The organism is Psychrobacter immobilis, assembly GCF_904846065.1.
Taxonomy (GTDB): domain Bacteria; phylum Pseudomonadota; class Gammaproteobacteria; order Pseudomonadales; family Moraxellaceae; genus Psychrobacter; species Psychrobacter immobilis_H.
Genome location: NZ_CAJGZV010000001.1, coordinates 1,411,950 through 1,435,522, shown reverse-complemented (window position 1 = coordinate 1,435,522; position 23,573 = coordinate 1,411,950). Strand labels below are relative to the sequence as shown.

Genomic DNA, 23,573 nt, shown 5'->3' with positions numbered 1-23,573 from the left:
TGGAGTATTATTTTGGACATTCGGATCATTCCGAGCAACTATGTAGCTCTAGCTTCAGATATCTCCGTAATTATGTCTTTTATTAGCTTAGCTATTTCTATATTCTTATTTCTTGAAGCTAGGAAGATATATAAACTATTTATCGGAAAGGCTAGGATTCCAGAAATCAATAAATCTTTAAAAAAGATCTATCCAGACGTATCAGAAAAAATGAATGATTTTGAAAACAACAAAGAATATATATTTACAGAGTTTTTAAATGCTAAAAGCCTTGTTGAGAGTCTGGAAAAAAAGCTCACTGAGGATTCACACAAAAAAAAGTGTAGAAATTTTGTACTTATGTTTACTACTAAAAAATATTTTTTCTATTATCGCAAAAAAATAGAATTTACAGACAAAGAATCTTGGTTGTTGTTGAGAGAACTATCTGCCCTAGTTGTTACTCTTTCAGAATTAGAGAAAGATTTAAAATGGAAATGAATACTATGGATACTGTATCTAAATTTGAAAATCTAATTAATATTTTAATACAACAAACTAACTCTAATACAATTAGATGGAATATAGGAATACCCCCTAAAAATTTATCTTATGGCACAGATGATTTCTTCCCATTATTTCTTTATACAGAATACCAATCTCAATCCCTAGGCTTATATTTAAGAAGATATAGATACTATCATGATGAATCTGAATATAGCTGGTGTGAAGATACAGTGTTTTGTATCATTAAAGATGATTACATTGTATACAAATATGAAAAGAACTCTCCAGCACTATTAGATTTATTCGATAAAGCAAGTCAGCAAGTATCTGGTATTGACAATTTGTTTAAATAAATATGCTTGTTTAAACATTATTTATATTTTTTGTAGGATATTCCCAGCGCAGTGATAGCATGGAAATTACGTTTGGCGCACCCTACAAAATACGCGTAAATAGATTAACAATTAAGACCTAATTTTCGTGCTAATATTGTCTCTATATTTAGAGCTTAATATTAGCGGAGAATGAATCATGCAACCAATATTTGCGACACAGACAGCCAGTATCTCAGAGCTGAAAAACAACCCTTCGGCACTGATTAAACAGTCAGACGGTGAGTCTATTGCTATCTTAAACCACAATAAACCAGTGGCTTATTTAGTCTCAACAGACGTCTTTGAACGCATGATGGAAGCAATGGACGACATGGCATTAAGCCAAACTATTAGCTCACGGATGAATGACGGGCAAAAACCTGTAAAGGTAACGTTGGATGACCTATAATCTTGAGTTTCACCCTTTAGCGTTAAAAGAATGGAAAAAGTTAGCACCCAGTATTCAGCAGCAGTTTAAGAAAAAGTTACAGCAGCGCTTATTAAATCCTCGTGTTCCTGCTTCACAGTTATCAGGTCATAATGATACTTATAAAATCAAACTACGCACCATAGGCTATCGTTTGGTGTATACCGTTAAAGATGATGTGGTCGTGGTTTATGTATTAGCAGTAGGCAAAAGAGAGAATAACAAAGTATATGATGCGCTTGCGACACGCCACCCCTAATTAAAACACAGACAGAATAAAAATAACGGAGGTCATAGAGTGCAATATACCGCAATCATCAAAGACGGTGGTTTGTTTATCCCTAACGTATTTTCAGACCTAAACGATGGTGACTCGCATATCGTACAAGTGGAAGTCGACATCGCAGACGTCCGTGAGCAATTAGGCGAAGGCACAGCAGCAAAACCAGAAGCATTAAAGAAAGTCACCACAAAAGTATTGAAAAAACCAATAAAGAGAACGACTAAAAAAGACGTACAGAAAGAAATGCATCAACTATCAGATGATGATGGCTTGAGTGCGCTGCGTAAGAGTGCGATCGATGAATTGGAAGGTTTGGACGATAGTGAGCTAAGTGAGATATTTAAAGCGTATATGAATGATGGACAGACGCCAGAACAGATATCTTTAGAGCACTTGTAATACAATCCCATCCAATCAAACCAAATCTAGTCAAAACCCTATAACTTAATAACCATATCAATGATAAAGGCAGTCTCATGACTTATTCGATTTTTTCCCAAACGCCAAACAATGCGCTAACAGAGCCGATGTTTTTTGGTAATCCGGTCAACGTGGCGCGTTACGACCAACAAAAGCACCCTATCTTTGAGCAATTGATTGAAAAGCAACTGTCGTTCTTTTGGCGTCCAGAAGAAGTCGATGTATCACGTGATCGTATGGACTATGGCAATTTGTCCTCACACGAACAGCATATTTTTATCAGTAACCTAAAGTATCAAACGCTACTCGACTCTATCCAAGGTCGCAGCCCAAACGTCGTACTACTGCCATTGGTATCGATTCCTGAGCTTGAGACGTGGATTGAGACGTGGACGTTTTCTGAGACCATTCACTCGCGCAGCTATACCCATATCATTCGCAATATTATCAATGACCCTGCTATCGTCTTTGATGACATCATGCAAAACGATCATATCCTAGAGCGCGCCGCAGACATCGCCAAGTACTACGATGACTTATATTATAACTCATCGCTATATAACCTATACGGTGCAGGCACGCACACGATCAATGGTAAGCAAATTACTGTCGATTTAAAATCGCTGAAAAAGCAGCTTTACTTGTGCTTGATGGCAGTCAACGTCTTAGAAGCCATTCGCTTTTATGTGTCATTCGCTTGCTCATTTGCCTTTGCTGAGCGTAAGCTAATGGAAGGTAATGCCAAGATTATTAAATTGATTGCTCGTGATGAGGCGCTACATTTAACGGGCACTCAGCATATTCTTAACCTCATGCGCATCGGTCGTGATGATCCTGAGATGGTCGACATTGCCAAAGAGTGCTATGAAGAAAGCATCGAGATATTCCGTAAAGCGGCTGAGCAAGAAAAAGAATGGGCAGGCTATCTATTCAAAGACGGCTCAATGATTGGTCTCAATAAAGACATTCTTTGCCAATATATTGAATACATCACCAATTTACGTATGGAAGCGGTTGGCTTGCCAGTCGCATTCCCGAATTCTAAATCAAACCCAATCCCGTGGATTAACACATGGTTGTCATCTGACAACGTACAAGTTGCCCCGCAAGAGACGGAAATCAGCTCATACTTGGTTGGTCAAATTGATTCAGATTTATCAGACAGTGATTTTGATGATTTTGAACTTTAGAGCTTATGTGTTCATTTAAAAAATAGTTTTTGAAAGATTATTGTTTAGAAAGTACAGAATGATAGGGAAACAAACAGGATAAGACTATGACTTGGGTAATGACGAGTAAAAAGCAATTTTACTTGCATGATGACGAAAGCTTGCTTGATGGATTGCTACGCACCGGACATGATATCAATTATCAATGTAAGGAAGGCTATTGTGGCAGTTGCCGCATCAAGCGTATCGCCAGCTCACACGTCATTGACTATCCGTTTGCGCCCCTTGCCATGATTGATGAAGACGAGATCCTACCCTGCTGTTGTCGTGTGCAGGGGGTGATTTACATTAATCACGAGCCTACTATAGAGTAATATTAACCAAAATAGTGCTAAAAAAGTCGAAACAAAAAGCGCGTTATCTTCAAGATAACGCGCTTTTTTACTGTCTATAAATTGTTCAAGCCATTTTGATTAAGCTTATTTTGCTTAAGTTTTAGGTGATGAAGAGTGACCTTATAAGGGTGCACCATCTCTTTCAAACAGCTGCAACAGCTCTTCACGCATACGGTCACGCTCGGCTTCTGACATCATCGGTACGTCTTGTCTCTCACCTTGTAGATTTGGATCTTCTATACCACCAACATTTTCATCAAGAATCACAACCGGACGTTCCATCGGCTCTTGTGCTGGACGCTCTTCTAACAGTATTTTGACTTGCGCATTTTTACCACGGCGTAATATTTGCGCATTCAGCGTGGTATTCGGTGCTTTACGAGCGACATACTGAATCAAGGTATTGGCATCCGTCATCTCAACGCCGTCAATCGTCAAAATAATATCGCCGATACGCAGACCACTCTTAGCAGCAGGACTCTTAGGAACGACATTAAGCACTTCTACCCCAGTCGAGGTTTCAAGCTGCGTTGGGTCACGTAGCTGTGACTGTATCTCAATCCCCAACCAACCACGGCTCACCTTACCATCTTTGATAATGGCGTTCATCACTTGCTCAACGATAGCGGTAGGAATAGCAAAACCGATACCCATAGAGCCGCCAGAGCGTGAGTAAATGGCCGTATTAATACCAATTAATTCACCAAAAGCGTCAACGAGTGCGCCGCCCGAATTACCTGGGTTAATCGCTGCATCGGTCTGAATAAAGTCTTCAAACTTGTTGACCCCAAGCCCAGTACGTCCTGTCGCCGAGATAATCCCTTGCGTTACCGTTTGACCGACACCGAAAGGATTACCAATCGCTAATGCGACATCGCCAACTCGGATAGGTTCTTTACGGAAACCAAGTGGTGCCAAACCGGTCATATCTACTTTAATCACTGCCAAATCACTGTCTGGATCTGTACCAACGATTCTAGCGCGGCTCTTACGACCATCATTAAAGGCGACCGTAATTTCATCAGCTTTTTCGATCACATGGGCATTGGTCACGATATAGCCATCTTCTGAGACAATCACCCCAGAGCCTAAATTGGTATTGCCCTGCTCTTCTGACGGTGCACCATGGAACTCAAAAAAGCGGCGCAACACAGGATCATTCATATAAGGATGCTCTGCCATCGTTTGCGTGGTGTAGATATTCACGACTGATTGTGAGGCGCGAGCAACCGCATTATGATAAGAAGAAATCGCTGCGGGTGTATCAGAAACAGGTGCTGACGCTTGCTGCTCAGCAGGTGTGGTTCTGGGCGGCTCCCATGCTTGCTCTGATGCCGTCTTCATACTCGCAAACAACCAAATAAATGCGGCAATCACGACTAGCAATAAAACCCAAGGTAACCATTTTAATACAGACGCCTTGCTGCTGGTGTTCCGAGATGACGACATATAAAACCTCTATAAATTTGATACAAACAGACGAAGATAAATAAGGTAAGAAGCATGGTGTATATTAGGATGCATTGAGCGGCATTTATCAAACGTTCACAGCCCACTAGATGGTTGTTTTTTTGCACTATCTATACGGCAAGCTTACATGTATAAATTATAACCGCCAATACTACCCAGTTGTAACGTATCGTGTACCATTTCAGTGAGTAGGATTGTCTATCCTACTGTAGCTACATGTTAAAATACTCATTATCAAAAGCCACATGTTAGCCATAAATGCTTGCCCCACTGAATCAATTATAAGGGAATACCATGACCACACACAATATCTCAAGCGAGCCCTCAAACACCGCCATTACCGTTCAAGCGCTGACCACATTCTGTGATGACTATTTATTAGCAGATGCTTTTAAAGATTATGCCCCTAATGGTTTACAAGTAGATGGGGGTCGACCTATCAAACGAATCATCACTGGTGTGACGGCTTGTGAGGCGTTGATTGATGCGGCGATTGCTGACAATGCAGACGCCATTATGGTGCATCATGGTTATTTTTGGAAAGGCGAACCTGCCCCCATCACTGGTATGAAAGGTCAGCGTATCCGTAAACTTATGCAGCATGGTATCTCTTTGATTGGTTATCATCTGCCGCTCGATGCCCATCCTGTCATTGGTAATAATGCCAAGTTGGCTGACGCATTAAACATGACCGTTATCGGCGCTTTATACCCTAGTGAGTCGCATCCAGTGGGTAATATCGCCACTTGTACCCCGCAGAATGCTCAAAGCCTCATTGCTCACATTACTCAGACACTAGGACGATTGCCATTGCATATCTCTGCCAATTATAGCGCACCGAATAGTACAAGCGCTCATATCGATAATAACAGAATTATCGAACACGTGGGCATTTGTACGGGCGGCGCACAGGATATGATCGAGCAAGCTGCATTGATGGGCTGTGACGCCTTTATCTCTGGCGAAATATCAGAACGTACCACCCATATTGCCCGTGAGCTGGGCATTGATTATTTCGCTTGTGGACATCACGCGACAGAACGCGGCGGTATTCAAGCACTCGGTCACATAGTTTCTCAAGCATTTAGTATACCCGTGACCTTTGTAGATATTGATAATCCTGCTTAAACTGTGTCCTCAACTCTACTCATAGCTATCTAAATTTAGAATAATTTTCGGAAAACAAGGCTAATAACAATCAGTATTGTCGTCCAGTATGCACAATTTTTGCTGCTGCAATTTTCAATAGTGTATCAATAACAATGGCCTTTTTAACCGTCTATAGCCCAATTGTTAAGTTTTATCGCTAATTTCTTAACCACACTTGAATAATCCAAGGAATATCCGCATATTAATATCCGAAGAAAGAATGTCTTGTCATGAGGCTTCCCATTTATTACAGCTTCCGGTTATGGTACTTAAATGAGTATAACCGCCTAAAATCTTACTATGTTGTATAGCTATTGAGGTCATATAGATAGCGAGGTTTTGGACGGTTTACTAATAGACACACTGTGCGTGATATATTTTCAGCAGCATGGTATGTCTTGATTTAAGTGTCGCGATACTGGGTTAGCAACCGCTGATTGGTAGTAAATTTTCTATCATTTTTTTATTAGTAATGAAAATAGCGACTTGCTTACCCTTATTGCTGGACAAAAAATTAATCACTGTTGACTCTATTACAAATGATTTAAAGAGGACATGGTCATTAATATCAGCATAGAAAAGCTGAGTGCATAAGCACCCCGCTCATTTTATGTTTTGTCTCAATAACTTAGTTCATGACCTTACCTATGTTTAATATATAGTTGTTTTATTCTTAGCCCTATCTATGCATCGATGAAGGAATCATCCGATTTATATCCTTCGCGGTGTTGTGCGTTCATCATTTTGTATTGATACTTTATATCGATGTTTTATATTGATATTTTGAGAGATTTTTTAGCCCTCTTACCTGATACACTGAATACGCCAGTAGATAACCAGCTAATTAAAAACTGCACCGCTACATCTGATAAAAATTCATTAGCGGCACTATTATTAAACAAGATGACGACGCACTTATCTTATTAAGAAGTGCGTGGTTGTCTAAAATGCAACATCGATGTATGACTACTTTATAAGCATACATTCATAAGCGTTTTACGGTAAGCAGGATGGCTAAAATCAGGAGACATCCATGCAGCGTATTACTTATCGTGTGAAAGTATCTGCGCAAGGGGCTAGACGCCGTATTTCTTATTTACTGCGTCCATCTAAACGCCTACCGAACACTAAAAGTAACATCGTTTCATCCGTTACCCCGACGACATCGAGTCGTTTTTCTAGAACCAAAAAGCTTGCGCAAGTTTCTAGTATCGCCCTTCTCTCTTTACCTGCTGAGAGTCTGACGACGATGCGTGCGCCAGTGCCAGCCTATGATAACGTTATGCTAGAAAGCACGTTAACTATCGCTGCCGTCCCCGGTGACAGCACTTATTTTGCGACTGACGGTTTTCAACATGGCTTTGGTTTTGATTTGGTGCGTACTTATGCTGACGAGCTTGGCGTTGATATCGACCTAAAAGCGTATGCCAATGAAGAAACTGCCCTAAAGGCGCTGAGATCGGGCGAGGTAGACATGGCATTAACAACGGCCAGTACACAGTTAAAGAGCAAGTTTAACTTATCGTCTATCAACATCAGTTGCGGCTATGACGCCAGCTTAACAAAGAATGGTTTACATCCAAAAGTCAGTTGGACGTTCAATTCATCCAATGACCCATTATCACAAAAAGCCAGTTACTTTTTATGTGACAGCATTAAGCTGAAAAACACACAAAAACTTGCTGCCTTTTACAATCAAAACTTGCTAAAAGACGCCTATAGCCAAGATCATTTCCAAAAAACGTTGACCGAAAAACTGCCTGATTATCAATCGTCTTTTGAAGAGCAAGCACGCAATTATAATCATGATTGGGAATTATTAGTGGCCATGGGTTATCAAGAATCACACCTTGATGCCAATGCCGTATCGCCAACGGGCGTGCGTGGGCTTATGATGTTGACCAATAATACAGCCAAAGCAATGGGGGTCTCAGATCGCGTCGATCCCTACCAAAGTATCGGCGGCGGCGCACGTTATTTAGAGCAAATGAAAGATGACTTTGCTGATGTGCCAAAGACAGATCGTATTTGGTTTGCGCTTGCCGGCTACAACATGGGACCAAATGCAGTAAAGAGTATTCAGCGTAAACTGCGAGATCAGGGTATTGATGATAAAAGCTGGGCGAACGTTTATGCGTACTTAGGTGACAATAAAGCTACCAATAGTCGTTATGGCCAAGCCATGCATTATGTTAGCAATATTAGAAGTTATCTTGAGACTATCAAAACTCAAACTGTCTAGTTGATAAGTGCTATTAGATATTTTGAGAATTGAATTTTATAGATAAAAAAAGCTGCTCTTATAAAGAGCAGCTTTTTTGTGCAGAATGATCTGTCTTAATCGTATTTACTTGGCTATTATTCCACTAAGCCGCTTACTCTTAACGATTAGGTACGGTCAGGCGCTGACCACGCTGTAGCATCGTATCCGCCGCGATATTATTCATTTCAGCCAATTCTTGCGTAGAGACGCCATATTTACGTGCTAAGCCAATCAAACTGTCTCCTGACCCAACGGTGTAGCTCACTGTGAGCTTTGGTACTTTAAGCGTTTGTCCACGCTGTAATTGGGCATTGGTCGCGAGATCGTTGGTCGCAGCCAAGTCGTCTATCGAAACACCAAATTGACGTGCTAAAGCAATCAAACCATCACCTGATTTAACTTTATAGCTCTCGGTGTTGCCCAATTTTTTGCCACTACTCGCTGTGCTAGTCGCGGCAGTGCTGCTAGCCGTACTACTGCTTTGGGTATTGCTACTAGAGGTCGCTACAACGCTGCCACTGGCAGGAATCGTAATCGTACGACCGAGTATCAAATTAGAGTTGGTTTTCAGGTTGTTCGCTGTTGCCAAGTCACTAAGACCGATATTATAACGTTGAGCCACGCCTGTTAACGTATCGCCTGATTTTACTTTATAACTGACAGTTTTATCATTTAGCTGACGATCAACCAATCCTTTAGACACGGGTACTTTGATGGTTTGACCACGTTGTAAGCGTGCTTTTGCATCAAAGTTGCTATTCACCGCCGCAAGCTCAGCTGGACTGATACCTACGCTATTGGCAATGCCGATCAAAGTATCGCCAGATTTTACTTTATAGTTGGTGGTTGCCACCGAACTTGAGCTGCTGTTACGGCTACTAGAGCTTGAGGTGTTTGCTGCATCGAAATCGACACTTGCAGGTACTTTTAGAGTTTGACCAACATATAGTGAGCTTGTAGTGCTCATATTATTGAGGCTGGCAAGTGTATCAGTTGATACATCGAACTGACGTGCGAGAGCAATCAAGCCATCGCCCGATTTTATTTTATAGTTCTTAGTAGCCGTGCTTGATTTACTTGGTTTGGTCGAGGGAGCAGCAGGCGTGGTCACTGGCGCAGTCACCTTACCTGGTATCAGCCATAGCTTTTGACCGCGTAGTAAATCCGCTCTACTACTCAAATTATTGTAGGTTGCCAACTGAGTCACCGATAGACCAAAGCGGTTAGCAGTACCAATCAGCGTATCGCCGCTTTGTACTACATAGCTCTCTGGTTGGCTTGCCGCGGTATTGTTAGCTGTGCTCAACGGTTCGATAGTTTTTGCATTGTATAAGTACAAGGTACTGCCTGATAGCAACTTAGAGCTGGCATCTATTTGATTCCATTCAGCGATATCGCGCCAACTGACACCCGCACGGCTGGCGATATTAGATAAGGTATCACCACGCTTGACGGTATAAGTGGTACGTGCACCTTGGGGTTTTGGCTTGCTTACTGATGTTTTTGCAAAGCTAAGCTTTTTCTCTTCGCCACTGGCTTCTAGAATAGACTGCTGCGTCTGTACTGCGGATAAATTAATATTACCATCAGCATTGATTACATTGGTTTCAGGCGTGTTACTACGAATTTGATTGGCAATAAAATCACGCTCTTCTTTGCTCAGTGGTGGTTCTTGAACAATCGTATTATTCTGTGTAATTTGAGCAGAGGTGGTCGGTAAACTGTTGCTGCTTTTTAGCTCAGCATTGATCTTGTTGGTTTCTGCCGTACTCAATGGTGGCTCAGTACGCACCGAGGCATTATTACTGTAGACAGAGCTGCTAGTAGGTGTGGCTGACGGTGATATATAACTGGTCGTTTGCTGCGGCACACTAGCGCTTGCAGCATAATCAGCCAAGGCGCTACCTGTCGATGGTAGTGAAGAGCCAGTATAGGGCTTATTATTATAGCTCGGCGTCGTGGTCGTGCTACTTGGTGTGCTTGTATTACTCGATGCCAGTATATTGCCCGTACCATTGCCTCTCAATGAGCTCAATTTAACGTCGGTATTAAGACTCACATCATTAGGAATAATAATACGTTGGGGACCAGAAGAATCAACACGCCCTGACGTTAAGGCCGTATTTAACCTTTCTAATTCGTCGTAACTAACGCCTGTCATTTGTGCGACTTCAGCTAAGCTAACACCGTAATTCACTGGCACACTACGGAAATGCTGACGGTTGGCAATAGCAGGCAAGTAGACACCATATTGCTCAGGCTTGGCAACAATTTCCGCTACCGCCAAGAAACGCGGCACGTAGTTCATCGTTTCAGTAGGCAATCTCAGAGACCAATAATCTGTCGGTAAACCCTGAGCTCTATTAGCATCAATGGCCTTTTGCACGCGACCAGGACCCGCATTATAAGCGGCTAATGCTAACTCCCAACTGCCAAACTGGTTATGTAGTGCGGTCAAGAAGTCATAAGCGGCGCGAGTTGATTCGATGACATCACGGCGACCATCATAGGTACTGCTTTGATTCAAACCATAAATACGACCCGTGCTTGGAATGAACTGCCATAAGCCTGCTGCTGCCGCACTACTGGTACCGCTTGGATCGTAAGAGCTCTCAATAACAGGTAACAAAGCCAGCTCTGTCGGGATATTACGACGCTCAGCTTCTCGTACGGTGTGATAGATATAGCGACTAGCACGTGCAGTCAAACGGTTTAAATAGTCTTGTCGACTGGTAAACCAGCTTTTTTGCCCTTCGATACGCTGATTATAAGTCGGCTGACCGCCATTCATACGATAGCCAGCACGTAAGCGACTCCATAAATCACCATACTGCTGAATAGCAAGTTTGTTGCCTTCCACCATAGTCATGTCAGTGGCTTCGAGTAAATCGGCTAACTCATCCAAGCTATCTGCATCTAAATATGCCGTTGAATAGTCCGTACTGCTGCTTGCTGCAGGCGCTTTAGTAGCTGGGCGTTTAGTAATAACAGATGAGCTATTGGTCGCACCCTTTTTTACCGCTGACGTATTGCTACAAGCACTGATAAGTAAAGTTGATACCGCAAGCGTCAATGGCAACGCAATAAATGAGCGAGATTTTGATAGCACAGTAGACATGATATTGGAAGTTTCCTAACGACAGAAAGTGATAAGATAAAGTTGCTTGCTAGTATAGTATGCAATGTGAAGCAAAGACCAGTCTAATATAAAAAGATAATCATCATAAGTTGAGTCAATTTTTAGACCTCTCACGAAATGCAATCAACCATTTAGTTGTTCAACCCTGTGAATTTGTATGGCTATTTATGATGGAATGCTTAGCTTTCGAAGAGCCTGATTAATGCACTATTGTCTTTGATTATCCACTGATAAAGACGTTTCTTAATCAATGCTTATCCATTAATACCTAATTGTTGATAATGTCTAATTGCTGACTAGCCAGTACTGAGTTATTAGTCGAGTAACGATTAATTAATCGTTACTTGTGATACGGCACGTAGCAGCACCGCATTACCAGTCGATAACGTCAGCGTCACTCTTGAGGTAGTGACAAATGAGACATTTTTACCATCTTTTACCCAGCTCTCATTGGTCGTGACATTGGCTTTGGCCTGATCGCCCGTAATAACGATGTTATCCACAGAAATATCATAACGGTAATTAGAGGTGTTATTCCAACTATTTTGCAACAACTTTAAATAAGCATCTTTATCTAAACTGGTAGACTTACCTTTTCTAGATAATGAAATCAGTGCATCGTCAGAGACAAGACGCGCGACCTGATTGACATTTTGGCTATTCGCTGATGACTTCATTGCTGCTATATAGTTCTGCACCAAAGCTTCGGTCATGGCTGCCGCTTGTGCACTGATACTCACAGTACTTACAACGGTCACTACCGCCGCCACGCTGGCACTTTTTAGCAATAATGCCAAAAGCCCTTTTCCCCATAATCGTTTCATCATAATCCTTAGCAATGCTGTTATCGTTGTTACCATCTTTTGATGACTAACGTTTTTTATTGATTAAATATAGTAGTCGTTTATTACTCATTAACATCATGATAAATGAAGCGAGCACTGGCTAGCGTGTGCCCTCTTCATTCTACTTGTGAAAAATATCTGTTTAATCATCACCTACTTATTAATGATGACAGCGTACTTTTACCATAGAGTGAGACTATCATTCAATTCTCACAGCTATGTGACACCCTGTGTAATTATTGCGAATACTAAAATACCAACCATATGGCACAATTATTTCTGGAAATATGAGTCACTGCCCATCGTTATCATAAATACTAGATATATTAACTGAACCACTTACGCAGTACACAGCTCAGTTTTCGCTCTAATTTTAGGTCGCTTTCTGTCAATCCAATCTCAATTTAATAAGCCAAATGGAAGCTTACTTAGCGTCCGTACTATTATCTTCGTATTGTTGTTCATCATCACTAAGCTTCATGCCCAATCGCTCTACTCGTCTGTCCATCATTTGTCGAGCCAGTGCTTGCATGTCTTCGACGCGGTCTATTTCATCCACAATCTCAAGTCCCAATAGCGTCTCAAACACATCTTCTAAAGTAACCAAACCTTTGACTTCACCATACTCACCGACTGTAATCGCAATATGTATACGGTTTTTTAGCATCAGCTCTAACAAATCAAACAGTTTCATTTTTGAAAAAACAAAAGTAATGTCACGTTTAAACTGAGTCAACGGCTTGTGCATCGCATGGTTTACTTTTGCTAATAACATGTCTGTTTTTAATACAAAACCTGTGATGTTATCCAAGTCACCATCATAAATTGGCAGTCGTGAAAACGTCAATTTTGGGCGATCAACCAATAATTCAGCGACTGTTTTGTTTTCTTCAAACGCCAACATCACCGAACGCGGGGTCATGATATCTTCGACTTTGATCGCACCAAATGCTAGTAAATTGCGAATAATGCGCGATTCTAATGGGTCAATCTGTCCTGACTCTTCACCGATACTGGCAAGTGCCGCAAATTCACGACGACTGAATGCTTGGGGTTCTTTGCCACGTACTAGCAATTTGGTTAACTTTTCTGAGATCCAAATAAGTGGATACAACAGCAGGATAATGCCTCGCACGAAGTAAGCGACCATACCGCTTAGTTGACGCCAGTATAGTGTCCCAAGCGTTTTTGGAATAATTTCAGATAAAAACAAAATCGCCAAGGTCATAATGGCAGAAAACAGTCCAAACCAAGCACTACCAAACACAATCGTGGCTTGGGCACCAGCACCGATAGAACCTAATGTATGAGCCACTGTATTCAAAGTCAAAATAGCCGCCAATGACTGATCGATATTATCAACCTTTAAGCGTCTTAGCATATTTGCTTTTTTCGGATTGCTTTCTTGAACATCAGCGATATAAGACGGCGTCATGCTCAGTAATGCAGACTCAGCCAATGAACAGACAAACGAGATACCGATAGCGACAACCACAAAAAGTATGAGTAATAGCACACTGATCGCGGTCGGCTCTGCTAAAGCATCAGCGGCAAAAGCTGGATATGGCAATAGCAGCATCGCCGTCAGTGCTGATAATCCAGCAATTGAATTGGTACGACTAAGACGCTTTGAATAGCGTGATGTCGGAGGAGGTTTAGCAGACGCTTCTTTACAAGCGCGCGGACGACACAAACGAGGTACAAACATAAAAGTGGTAAACAAGTTAGGTAACCTAAACAGAAAAAAGTAAAAGGGATAATAATATAATGAGCAAACGATACTAAATCATTAAAAACAAACATGATTAATTAGCTATTAGTTATCTGCTAAAACGATGGTAACTCGCTGCTCAAAACTGATTTAGCAGCAGATAATAGGATATATTATATACTAATAAACTGTGCGCTAAATGCAGGGAATTATTGCCATTTGATAGTAGCATTGATGATGTCATTTCACAATAAGACGCTATTGTTAAGTCTTTGTTTTTTGGTATCCTTGATCATACCTTTTGCTACGCTACTACTACCTAGCATCCATTCGCTGCTTGAATTTTGTTATACTCTCAGCGCTTTGGCGTCACTTATATGAGGTGGCAAAAATATTGCCGCAAAAAGTAATGACCGCTAGCATGCCATTACCTTAAGAAAAACATACTCAGCCTATGATTAACAGTTACCAAGTCTGGGATTTTTTGTTACTATGCGTTTAATTTTATTATTATCTATGACTTACTGAGAGAAATTATGTTGTTATTTATCCAAGCTGCCCATGCTGCACCAGAAGCTGCTGGTGCGATGTCACTATTTAGTCAAATACTATTGCCTGTTGCTTTTTTTGCGATTTTTTACTTCTTAGTCATTCGTCCACAGTCTAAGCGTACCAAAGAACATCGTGCCATGGTCAATGCATTGACTGTCGGTAGCGAAATCATTTTTGCTGGTGGTTTGATGGGTCGTATCAAAGCCATTGAAGGTGACTATGCAGTGGTCAGCCTAAACAATAATACTGATGTCAAAGTACAACGTGCTTCTGTTATTTCAGTGTTACCTGCTGGCACAATCGAAAGCGTTTAATGATTGATTGAAATATTAGTCGCGTTTTATTAATGATTACTAGGGCGTGTCCTCATTTTAAAAATAGGGGTAAAAATGAAATAAATTGCCGTCAAACAAGGAAAGTAGCGCAAATAATATCGAGATATTAATAAGCTATTTGACGATGTTTGGCAAAATTTAGCCATTTTTAGCCCATTTAGAGGATAATCGATTGAATTGAGGACACGCCCTCATCTGTCATTAATAAATATAGTGATTAATACAGTGCCTAAGAATGACCGTACCTTATTTACGGTCATTTTTCGCTATAGAGCAATGATGTAAAAACAGTCTCATAGAGTATAGACAATTTATGTTTATGCTTTTGACCATGCTGTCTTTATTGATTTTATCAGTGATATTTTGCTGACTATATATTTTTGATGACTATATAAAGATACGTCTGTATTATTTGCTCTACTGTTTTACTATCATCGCGGATGATCGCAATGGTGCATGATGACGACTGCTAGATACAGCACTCAACCATTGCTATCGCTAACTTCCCATCTGCTAACTTGTGGCCTACGTCGCCAGTCGTTTATCAACCTAAAGAAGTGATTATGCAATATCCCGCTTGGAAATACTTACTTATTGCCGTCGTGCTAATCATTGCCGGTCTATATGCTGCTCCTAACCTCTATCCTGATGAACCTGCCGTGCAGATTACAAGCGCCGCTGCAGGTACACAGCTGTCTGAAGGTATCTTGACTGAGTCTCAAAGCTTGCTTGAAGAGGCTGGCATCAATAACCACGATGGAACCTTTGAGGGCAACAGTGCACTGGTACGTCTTGACAATCCAGTCGATCAGCTCAAAGCTCAGGAAGTGCTGCGTCAAAACTTGGGCGAAGACTATGTCGTCGCGCTTAACTTGGCGCAAACGACGCCGCAGTGGCTACGTGATATCGGTGCAAAACCGATGAAGCTCGGCCTTGATTTACGTGGCGGTGTGCGTTTTGTACTAGAAGTCGATATGGACAAGGCGCTTGAACAGCGTTTGACCAGTGCCAGTCGTGACATGCGTCGCGAGCTACGTGCTGAGCGAATTGCGATCAAAGGCATTAAGACCGAAGATCGAAGTGTGGTATTACATTTCGCTGATACAGATGCTCGTAACCGTGCACAGAATGTTTTGCAAGGCTCAATGGGCAATACGTTTAGCTTGCAATCCTCTATTGATGAGCAAGGTCCTGCACTGATTTTAGCGTACAACGATGCAACGCTTGATGAAATCAATAGCTATGCGGTTAATCAAAACTTGACCACCCTTCGCAATCGTATTGCTGAGCTTGGTGTGACTGAAGCTTTAGTACAGTCTCAAGGTGCTAGCCGTATCGTCGTCGAGCTTCCTGGCGTACAAGATACTGCTGAGGCAAAACGTGTCTTAGGGCGCACCGCAAACCTTGAGTTCCGTATGGTTGCTGAAGACAGCGAAAACTATACGGGCGGCATCCCTCCAGCGGGTACCGAAGCTTTCCCGTTTGAGACACTTGATGGTCCGCCGGTACTGCTTGAACGTCAAGCGATTGTCACGGGTGATAAAGTCACCAATGCTCAAACTGGTGTGGATGAAAGCGGCTCTCCTGAAGTGAGCATTACTTTAGATAGTGCTGGTGGTAAGCTCATGCAAAATGCCACTCGTACCGCCGTTGGCAAACAGATGGCCGTGTTGTTCATAGAAAACAAGCAAAGAATCACTTACGAAGAAGATCCAGAAACTGGCGAAACTGTCGAAGTTAGAACGCCTTATGCTGAGACCAAAGTCATTAACCGTGCCAATATTCAAGCGGTCCTTGGCTCCTCTTTCCGTATTACTGGGCTAGATAGTAGCGCGGAAGCTGCCGAGCTTGCACTACTGCTACGCTCAGGCGCACTTGCCGCACCGATGTACTTTGTAGAAGAACGCACTATTGGCCCATCATTAGGTCAAGACAATATTGATAAAGGTCTATTCTCTACGCAAGTCGGTTATCTATTAGTGTTTGCGTTTATGATTATCTTCTATCGTCTATTTGGCGTGATTGCCAACGTGGCGCTGGCCGTGAACGTTATTATCATCATTGCTATTATGTCAATCTTAGGCTCTTCACTTACCTTGCCTGGTATTGCTGGTATCGTTTTGACCATCGGTATGGCCGTCGATGCCAATGTACTGATCTTTGAGCGAATACGTGAAGAGCTAGCAAACGGGGTACGACCCAAATCCGCCATCGTGGCAGGTTTTGATCGAGCCTTTAGTAGTATTTTCGATGCCAACATCACCACCCTATTGATTGCTTTTATTCTATTTGCAATTGGCACGGGTCCGATTAAAGGCTTTGCGGTTACATTGGCTATTGGTATTGTCAGCTCACTATTTACCGCTATTATGGTGACACGTGCGCTGGTACAGATTGCTTATGGTAAGCGTAAATCTATCAAACGTTTGAGCATCGGTTAGGAGAACATTATGACGATTGATAAGAACAATCCTTTAGAACAGCAGAATAATCCAGATCGAGATGGTTCAAGTGGCTCAAATGTTGAGGCAAGCACACACCGCCGTAAAAAACCACGCCGTGATGGGAAAGGTAGTAATACCAAAGCCAATAACCCAACTACCGCTAAATCAAAAAAAGGCAAAGCTCTGAGCGGTAGTAAGGATGCGGGTAAAGACAGTCAAGCACTGACCACCCAAGCAGCCAATCCTGAGATAGAATCAGGTGATGCCGCTGATGATGCGGCTGCAATCGCTGAAGGCGGTATCAAAGCCGTTGGCAACCAACGTATTATTCCGTTTATGAAGATAGAAAAGCCAATGGCACTTTTATCTCTATTGATGGTTATTGGTAGTATCATTGCAATTGCAGTAAACGGTCTAAACTTAGGACTTGATTTTACGGGTGGTGTGTCCGCAGATGTGCGTTACGAGCAGCCTGTTGAGCAAGTTGAAGTCGTACAAGCATTGGCCGATAATGGCTTTGATGATGCCGTGGTACAGTATCTTGGTACGCGAGAAGAACTCCTCGTACGCTTGCCACCACAGTCTGATAACGTAGACGGCCTAAATAGTAGCCTGACTAAAGCATTAACCCTGCCTAATAATAATGTTGAAATCAGTAACGTTAATATTATTGGCAGCCAAGTTGGTAATGAAATTTATCTAAACTCAGTCATGTCACTGGTATTAGCATTGGTCTGTATGTTGGGCTATGTTGCCTTACGTTTCCAATTTAAACTCGCTCTTGGTGCGGTATTATCGCTGTTTCATGATGCTATCGTGACCATTGGTGTTTTTGCGTTATTTGGCTTTCCTTTCGACTTAACCGTCTTGGCGGCCGTCTTGGCACTGGTTGGTTATTCTATCAATGATACAATTGTTGTGTATGACCGTATTCGTGAGAATTTTCGTCGTGTCCGTGGTATCACACCTCGCCAGACCGTTGACCTGTCTTTGACCGAAACGTTGCGCCGTACCATTATGACCATTTCCACTGTTTTACTGGTTGTACTTGCCATGCTATTCTTAGGCGGCGATGGACTGTTCTGGTTCTCAGTAGCGCTCTTCATTGGTCTGCTTGCTGGTACTTACTCATCAACGTATATTGCAAGCTCGATTCCATTACGTATGGGTCTATCACGCGATGACTTTATTGTGAAAGTAAAGCCTGAGTTTGAAGAAGAAATTGTCACTTTCAATGATCCAAAAATGTTTGAACAAGACAATGCTTAATAAATTTTATACTTTCTAAAGCTAATCGCTAGCTAAGATAGTATTTAAGCAAGCATCAAAAAAAGCACCTGACTCGTGAATAATGAGTCTAGGTGCTTTTGTCTTTGTAGCTATTTTTGCCTTGAATATCACACCTACTAGAGCTAACTCCATTTAAAACGGAGTCAAGGCAACAAAGTACAAATATATAAGTCATACTTCAAGTAAGGTTAATGCCGTAATGCTTTTATAGTGAATTGACTATACGGTAATGTCATAGCGTTAATGACATTAACTCTGTCCTTCTTGTTTTTCATCGATAAACGAGCCAAAAATGTCAATGACCACCTCGCCACCTAGTGCTATGCCACCGATTGATACTCGCTATACACGTATCATTGCTATTGCGTTGCCCGTGTTATTAGCCAACCTAGCAATGCCACTACAAAGCGTCATCGATACCGCGATTGTGGGTAATATGAATGACACGGCTAAACTTGCCGGGATGGGCTTGGCGATACAATTATTGTCTTTATTGCTCGTGAGTTTTAACTTTTTGCAATATGCGTCTTCTGGGCTATCGGCTCAAGCGCTCGGACAATCGGTCAATCATGTTGATAATTCTACTCATACCACAAAATCGTCAACCCCATCACCCCTACTATCAATCTTGCAACGTGCCTTGTTATTAGCGTTTGCTATCGGTAGCATTCTGTTACTGGCAAAGCCTTGGTTGATAGATTTTGGCTTGCAAGCCCTATCGGCTAACCCTGAAAGTGGGCAAGCGGCAAAGACTTATTTGGATGTACGCTTTTGGGGCGTCATCGCTGAGCTAATGAACTTTGCCTTTATTGGCTGGTTTGCTGGTCAAGGTAAGACTCGCTACATGCTTTACCAGCAAGGCTTTATCGCTATGCTAAATATCATTCTAACCTTGTTTTTTGTCTACGGCATGCAGATGGGCTTGGTTGGGGTGGCGTTAGGAACCACTATTGCCTTTTGGCTAGGCGTGATACTAGCATTGTGGCTCAGCCGTCAGCATTTGCAAATATCTTGGCAAGCCTTATTCACTGCCGACAAGCAACATTTTTCTAAAGAAAAAATGCTTAGGCTATTTTCATTAAATAAAGATATTTTTATCCGTACTCTAATCTTGACGTTGAGTTTCGCTTGGATTACCCGCTTGTCGGCTCAAAGTGGTGACGTCATCCTAGCCGCCAATGCTATTTTGCTTCAAGTATTAAGTATCTCAGCCTTTGCTCTTGATGGCGTGGCAGTATCGGCTGAGACGTTAAGCGGTCAAGCAGCAGGACGACGGGATTGGCCACGTTTTCGTATTATCGTCAAGCGCACCGGTATCGTCAGTTATGGTCTAGCGATAACGTTGAGTGCAATATGGTGGCTGGCAATGCCAACATATTTGCAATTTATGACCAATATCGAGTCCGTTTTTACGTTGGCATATGAGTACCATCTTTATGCGGTATTACTACCTCTCGTTGGCGTTGGTGCCTATTGGCTAGATGGTATATTTTTTGGCTTAACTGCCGGTAATGTGATTCGTAACGCAGCATTGATACTCGCCGCTATCTTTTTTCCACTTAGCTGGGTGCTCTACCAACAGTGGGATATGACTGGTATTTGGCTAAGCGTGTGGTGTTTGTTATTACTTCGGCTGATTATTTTGGGTGGCTTCTTGTACCGGGCTCATCAAACAGCCAGCTATGAAAAGCTCCAGCCGTCTGTGTAATGTTCTTCGATTAAGTGTATTTTTTCTAGGGTGTTTTTGCCATTGCTCGCACTAGGCTTCATTTTAAAACCAGTTTTCTAACATTAATCTTTCAGTAAAATATTAATAATAACCAAAAAACAGCAAAAATTAGGATGTCATGTGACTACTCATTCAAAAGAATTACATCAACAGCATGAGACCAGCTACGACTGGGCGGCGGGGTTCAAAAAAAGCCTACCTGTGGCGATGGGCTATTTACCTGCGGGTATCGCCTTTGGTGTGCTGGCACAAGTTGCCGGTATCCCTGTGTGGGCAACGATTATGTTGAGTGTTGTACTGTATGCGGGCGCCGCTCAATATGCTTGTTTGCCGATGCTGAGCGCTGGTTTACCGATTGGTAGCATCGCAACCAATATTGCCGCTATTAATCTACGTCATGTATTTTATGGTATGCCATTATTGCAATACCTACCAGAACATAAGCTTGCCAAAACCTATTGCCTATTTGCCCTGACTGATGAAACTTTCTCTGTTATGACCAGTTTACCTAATGAGTCAAGACAAGCGTTGATACTACCATTGAGCTTATTTAATCAAAGCTGGTGGGTACTGGCGAGCACGGTTGGTGTCATGATCGGCAGTACTCTGAGCGATTTGGTACCACATTTGGATTTTGCCTTAGTCTGTCTGTTTGCAATCTTAGCTTATGAGCAGTTCCAAAGTATCAAACGTTATTTCCCCATTGCTATTGCTATCATTTCTTTAGCGGTGGCCTCCTTATTTACTAGCAATTGGTTGTTATTGGTAGCTATCACCATTTGTATGCTATTGATTTTAGCTCGTGGGTTTTGGACGCAGCGCAATATGACAGGAGCCAACAATGACCAGTAGTTACCTTATTTTCGCAACCTTTGCGATGGCCGCCGTGACCTTTATTACCCGTGCGCTACCCGCCTTAATACCCAGAAAGTTGTTAGACACACCTTGGCTGCATCGGCTCAATGAGAGCTTGCCGCTATCAGTCATGGTATTACTTATTTTGACCAGCCTTTCTTATCAAAATTTATCAGCAACGACTGGGCTAGATAGTGCTGAACTGCATTTATTGATGGCGCAAATTGGTGCCCTTATTTTGGTGTTGTTCGTTTATCATATCAGCCGTCAGCTGTTGGTCAGTATGGTCGTTGGCATCGCCGCCATTAATGGCTTACTATGGGTATTTACTAATTTTTTAAGTGGCTACTAGAAAATTGATAAACACGTGAATGGATAACAGCTTATAGTTCATATGAATAATTTTAAACCCTGTAATTGAACTATATTTAAAATAAAAAAAGGCTGGATTCTTATGAGAATCCAGCCTTTTACTTTCTAAAAGTGCTGCAAAAAACTGATACTTTTAAGAAATTGATAGCTTAAAGCTCTTCGACGCCCATCATATCAACTGGGGTATCAGCCACTATCTGTACGCCTTTTTTGCCCGTCTTGGCAGTGTCATTGCGCTGCTCTTGTAGATGCTCAAGATACGCTTCATTGATCTGCCCAGTGATGTAGCAACCATTAAATACGGCACAATCAAAACCTTCAACTTTGCTGTACTTGGTATCTTTTACCGCATCAATCAAGTCGTCCAAATCTTGGAAAATCAATCTATCCGCACCGATGATATCGCGTACTTCTTCTACCGTATGACCTGAGGCAATAAGCTCACTGCGTACTGGCATATCGATACCATAGACGTTTGGATATTTAACCGGTGGCGCGGCACTAGCAAAAAACACTTTATTCGCACCAGCATCGCGTGCCATTTGGATGATTTCATGGCAAGTGGTACCACGAACGATAGAATCATCAACCAACAGGACGTTTTTACCTTTGAACTCAAGTGGTACGGCGCTGAGTTTTTGACGAACTGATTTTTTACGTTGTTGTTGACCTGGCATAATAAAGGTACGACCGATATAGCGGTTTTTCATAAACCCTTCACGGTACTTAATATTCATTTTTAGTGCCAGCTCCATCGCTGACGTACGCGAGGTATCTGGAATAGGAATCACCACATCGATATCGTGATCTTCACCCCATTCAGCAAGGATTTTATCAGCCAGCTTTTCACCCATACGTAAGCGTGCTTTGTAAACTGAGATGTTGTCCATGATAGAATCTGGACGGGCAAAATACACATATTCAAAGATACAAGGCGTGTATTCTTGCTGCTCAACACACTGATGGGTATGTAATTTATGATCTAAATCAATGAATATGGCTTCGCCAGGTTTGACATCACGGATAATACTAAATCCTGATCCTGTCAGTGCAACTGACTCTGAGGCAACCATGTACTCGGTGCCGCCATTCGGTGCCATGCGCTTACCGAAAATAAGCGGACGAATACCGTTTGGATCACGAAATGCGAGCAAACCATGACCAGTAATCAGAGCGACCACGCCATAAGCGCCTTCGACGCGACCATATACAGCCGTGACTGCTTCAAAGATATCAGCAGGCGTTGCTTTGGTTTTACCCAAGTTTTGCATTTCATGGGCAAGTACGTTTAGCAATACTTCTGAATCTGAATCGGTATTAAGATGTCGGCGATCTTCGATGTATAAAGACTTGGCTAAGCTCTCAGCATTGGTCAAGTTACCATTGTGTGCAAGGGTAATACCATAAGGTGAGTTGACATAAAATGGTTGCGCTTCGGCACTGCTTGACGTGCCTGCTGTTGGGTAGCGGACGTGACCGATACCAAACTTACCAACCAGTTTCATCATATGACGATTCATAAATACGTCACGTACCATGCCATTTTCTTTACGTAGATAGAGTCGTCCATCTTGCAAAGTGACAATACCCGCTGCATCTTGCCCACGATGCTGTAGCATCGTCAAACCGTCATAAAGAATCTGATTGACTGGTTCGTGAGCTGCAACTCCAATGACTCCACACATAATAGCTATATCCTATTTTGACTCATTAATTAGTACTACAATAGTGGCAAGACTGCTAACAGTAGATTATAAAAAATGCGTACTGTCACTCACCGACGACATGATGATTGTTGTTCAGAATTTAACGAATATTTATCTTTTGACTATTAGCAAAATGCACTATTTGTTGGCATTTGTGGT

Annotated in this window: 20 protein-coding genes; 15 read left to right on the top strand and 5 right to left on the bottom strand. The window is 42.1% G+C overall.

The window, feature by feature from the left end:
- Positions 1-12: 12 nt before the first annotated feature.
- From JMW64_RS06015 to yfaE, 7 genes are all read left to right on the top strand, one after another.
- Complete coding sequence (locus JMW64_RS06015) at positions 13-480, top strand: hypothetical protein (protein WP_087815615.1); 468 nt, start codon at positions 13-15, stop codon at positions 478-480.
- A complete protein-coding gene (locus JMW64_RS06010) occupies positions 471-839 on the top strand; it encodes a hypothetical protein (protein WP_087815617.1) in 369 nt (122 codons plus the stop codon). Before JMW64_RS06015 ends, JMW64_RS06010 begins: the two co-directional genes overlap by 10 nt.
- Before the next feature lie 178 nt (positions 840-1,017).
- On the top strand, positions 1,018-1,269 hold the full coding sequence (locus JMW64_RS06005; protein WP_087815619.1) for a type II toxin-antitoxin system Phd/YefM family antitoxin: 252 nt from the start codon (positions 1,018-1,020) through the stop codon (positions 1,267-1,269).
- The gene (locus tag JMW64_RS06000; protein ID WP_087815621.1) at positions 1,259-1,546 is read left to right on the top strand and encodes a type II toxin-antitoxin system RelE family toxin; all 288 of its coding nucleotides are present in this window, start codon (positions 1,259-1,261) and stop codon (positions 1,544-1,546) included. Before JMW64_RS06005 ends, JMW64_RS06000 begins: the two co-directional genes overlap by 11 nt.
- A 39-nt stretch (positions 1,547-1,585) precedes the next feature.
- The gene (locus tag JMW64_RS05995) at positions 1,586-1,969 is read left to right on the top strand and encodes a hypothetical protein (RefSeq protein WP_087815623.1); all 384 of its coding nucleotides are present in this window, start codon (positions 1,586-1,588) and stop codon (positions 1,967-1,969) included.
- Between the two features lie 77 nt (positions 1,970-2,046).
- A complete protein-coding gene (gene nrdB / locus JMW64_RS05990; RefSeq protein ID WP_045446160.1) occupies positions 2,047-3,180 on the top strand; it encodes a class Ia ribonucleoside-diphosphate reductase subunit beta in 1,134 nt (377 codons plus the stop codon).
- Between the two features lie 86 nt (positions 3,181-3,266).
- A complete protein-coding gene (yfaE, locus tag JMW64_RS05985; protein ID WP_045446158.1) occupies positions 3,267-3,533 on the top strand; it encodes a class I ribonucleotide reductase maintenance protein YfaE in 267 nt (88 codons plus the stop codon).
- Between the two features lie 141 nt (positions 3,534-3,674).
- Here yfaE and JMW64_RS05980 read toward each other — a convergent pair whose 3' ends face one another.
- Entirely contained in the window at positions 3,675-5,003 is a 1,329-nt protein-coding gene (locus JMW64_RS05980; protein WP_087815625.1) for a S1C family serine protease, read from the bottom strand.
- Between the two features lie 315 nt (positions 5,004-5,318).
- On the opposite strand from JMW64_RS05980, the gene JMW64_RS05975 reads away from it, so the two are divergent.
- Both JMW64_RS05975 and JMW64_RS05970 read left to right on the top strand, forming a co-directional pair.
- Positions 5,319-6,152 carry a Nif3-like dinuclear metal center hexameric protein gene (locus tag JMW64_RS05975; protein WP_087815627.1) on the top strand — a complete coding sequence of 278 codons (834 nt, stop codon included), beginning with the start codon at positions 5,319-5,321 and terminating at the stop codon, positions 6,150-6,152.
- 1,054 nt (positions 6,153-7,206) lie between these two features.
- Positions 7,207-8,415 (top strand): transglycosylase SLT domain-containing protein, encoded by a 1,209-nt coding sequence (locus JMW64_RS05970; RefSeq protein ID WP_087815630.1) that lies wholly within the window; start codon positions 7,207-7,209, stop codon positions 8,413-8,415.
- A 139-nt stretch (positions 8,416-8,554) separates the two neighbouring features.
- Here the strand turns inward: JMW64_RS05970 and JMW64_RS05965 are convergent, their stop codons facing one another.
- The 3 genes from JMW64_RS05965 to JMW64_RS05955 form a co-directional block, all read right to left on the bottom strand.
- Positions 8,555-11,554, bottom strand: a complete 3,000-nt coding sequence (locus JMW64_RS05965) for a LysM peptidoglycan-binding domain-containing protein (RefSeq protein ID WP_087815633.1) — start codon at positions 11,552-11,554, stop codon at positions 8,555-8,557.
- Between the two features lie 350 nt (positions 11,555-11,904).
- Positions 11,905-12,402 (bottom strand): nuclear transport factor 2 family protein, encoded by a 498-nt coding sequence (locus JMW64_RS05960; RefSeq protein WP_227678933.1) that lies wholly within the window; start codon positions 12,400-12,402, stop codon positions 11,905-11,907.
- 442 nt (positions 12,403-12,844) lie between these two features.
- Positions 12,845-14,128 (bottom strand): CNNM domain-containing protein, encoded by a 1,284-nt coding sequence (locus JMW64_RS05955; protein ID WP_087815657.1) that lies wholly within the window; start codon positions 14,126-14,128, stop codon positions 12,845-12,847.
- Between the two features lie 539 nt (positions 14,129-14,667).
- On the opposite strand from JMW64_RS05955, the gene yajC reads away from it, so the two are divergent.
- The 6 genes from yajC to JMW64_RS05925 all read left to right on the top strand — a co-directional run bounded on the left by yajC (position 14,668) and on the right by JMW64_RS05925 (position 21,688).
- Positions 14,668-14,997 (top strand): preprotein translocase subunit YajC, encoded by a 330-nt coding sequence (gene yajC / locus JMW64_RS05950; protein WP_045446152.1) that lies wholly within the window; start codon positions 14,668-14,670, stop codon positions 14,995-14,997.
- Between the two features lie 584 nt (positions 14,998-15,581).
- Positions 15,582-17,459: a protein translocase subunit SecD gene (secD, locus tag JMW64_RS05945; RefSeq protein WP_055124186.1), complete on the top strand. Its 1,878-nt coding sequence runs from the start codon at positions 15,582-15,584 to the stop codon at positions 17,457-17,459.
- Positions 17,460-17,468: 9 nt separating this feature from the next.
- On the top strand, positions 17,469-18,731 hold the full coding sequence (secF, locus tag JMW64_RS05940) for a protein translocase subunit SecF (protein ID WP_201553719.1): 1,263 nt from the start codon (positions 17,469-17,471) through the stop codon (positions 18,729-18,731).
- 313 nt (positions 18,732-19,044) lie between these two features.
- Positions 19,045-20,460 (top strand): MATE family efflux transporter, encoded by a 1,416-nt coding sequence (locus JMW64_RS05935; RefSeq protein WP_406947486.1) that lies wholly within the window; start codon positions 19,045-19,047, stop codon positions 20,458-20,460.
- 141 nt (positions 20,461-20,601) lie between these two features.
- A complete protein-coding gene (locus JMW64_RS05930) occupies positions 20,602-21,333 on the top strand; it encodes an AzlC family ABC transporter permease (protein ID WP_227675918.1) in 732 nt (243 codons plus the stop codon).
- Entirely contained in the window at positions 21,323-21,688 is a 366-nt protein-coding gene (locus JMW64_RS05925; protein ID WP_087815638.1) for an AzlD domain-containing protein, read from the top strand. Before JMW64_RS05930 ends, JMW64_RS05925 begins: the two co-directional genes overlap by 11 nt.
- A gap of 169 nt (positions 21,689-21,857) precedes the next feature.
- Here JMW64_RS05925 and purF read toward each other — a convergent pair whose 3' ends face one another.
- Positions 21,858-23,393 carry an amidophosphoribosyltransferase gene (gene purF, locus JMW64_RS05920; protein ID WP_055124190.1) on the bottom strand — a complete coding sequence of 512 codons (1,536 nt, stop codon included), beginning with the start codon at positions 23,391-23,393 and terminating at the stop codon, positions 21,858-21,860.
- Positions 23,394-23,573: the final 180 nt, after the last annotated feature.

Coding starts and splice junctions, on each gene's coding strand:
- secF (WP_201553719.1), top strand. CDS start 17,469: ATGACGATTGATAAGAACAATCCTTTAGAACAGCAGAATAATCCAGAT.
- yfaE (WP_045446158.1), top strand. CDS start 3,267: ATGACTTGGGTAATGACGAGTAAAAAGCAATTTTACTTGCATGATGAC.
- purF (WP_055124190.1), bottom strand. CDS start 23,393: ATGTGTGGAGTCATTGGAGTTGCAGCTCACGAACCAGTCAATCAGATT.
- JMW64_RS05955 (WP_087815657.1), bottom strand. CDS start 14,128: ATGTTTGTACCTCGTTTGTGTCGTCCGCGCGCTTGTAAAGAAGCGTCT.
- JMW64_RS05935 (WP_406947486.1), top strand. CDS start 19,045: ATGTCAATGACCACCTCGCCACCTAGTGCTATGCCACCGATTGATACT.
- JMW64_RS06010 (WP_087815617.1), top strand. CDS start 471: ATGGAAATGAATACTATGGATACTGTATCTAAATTTGAAAATCTAATT.
- nrdB (WP_045446160.1), top strand. CDS start 2,047: ATGACTTATTCGATTTTTTCCCAAACGCCAAACAATGCGCTAACAGAG.
- JMW64_RS05960 (WP_227678933.1), bottom strand. CDS start 12,402: ATGATGAAACGATTATGGGGAAAAGGGCTTTTGGCATTATTGCTAAAA.
- secD (WP_055124186.1), top strand. CDS start 15,582: ATGCAATATCCCGCTTGGAAATACTTACTTATTGCCGTCGTGCTAATC.
- JMW64_RS05980 (WP_087815625.1), bottom strand. CDS start 5,003: ATGTCGTCATCTCGGAACACCAGCAGCAAGGCGTCTGTATTAAAATGG.
- JMW64_RS05925 (WP_087815638.1), top strand. CDS start 21,323: ATGACCAGTAGTTACCTTATTTTCGCAACCTTTGCGATGGCCGCCGTG.
- JMW64_RS05970 (WP_087815630.1), top strand. CDS start 7,207: ATGCAGCGTATTACTTATCGTGTGAAAGTATCTGCGCAAGGGGCTAGA.
- JMW64_RS06005 (WP_087815619.1), top strand. CDS start 1,018: ATGCAACCAATATTTGCGACACAGACAGCCAGTATCTCAGAGCTGAAA.
- JMW64_RS05965 (WP_087815633.1), bottom strand. CDS start 11,554: ATGTCTACTGTGCTATCAAAATCTCGCTCATTTATTGCGTTGCCATTG.
- JMW64_RS06000 (WP_087815621.1), top strand. CDS start 1,259: ATGACCTATAATCTTGAGTTTCACCCTTTAGCGTTAAAAGAATGGAAA.
- JMW64_RS05975 (WP_087815627.1), top strand. CDS start 5,319: ATGACCACACACAATATCTCAAGCGAGCCCTCAAACACCGCCATTACC.
- yajC (WP_045446152.1), top strand. CDS start 14,668: ATGTTGTTATTTATCCAAGCTGCCCATGCTGCACCAGAAGCTGCTGGT.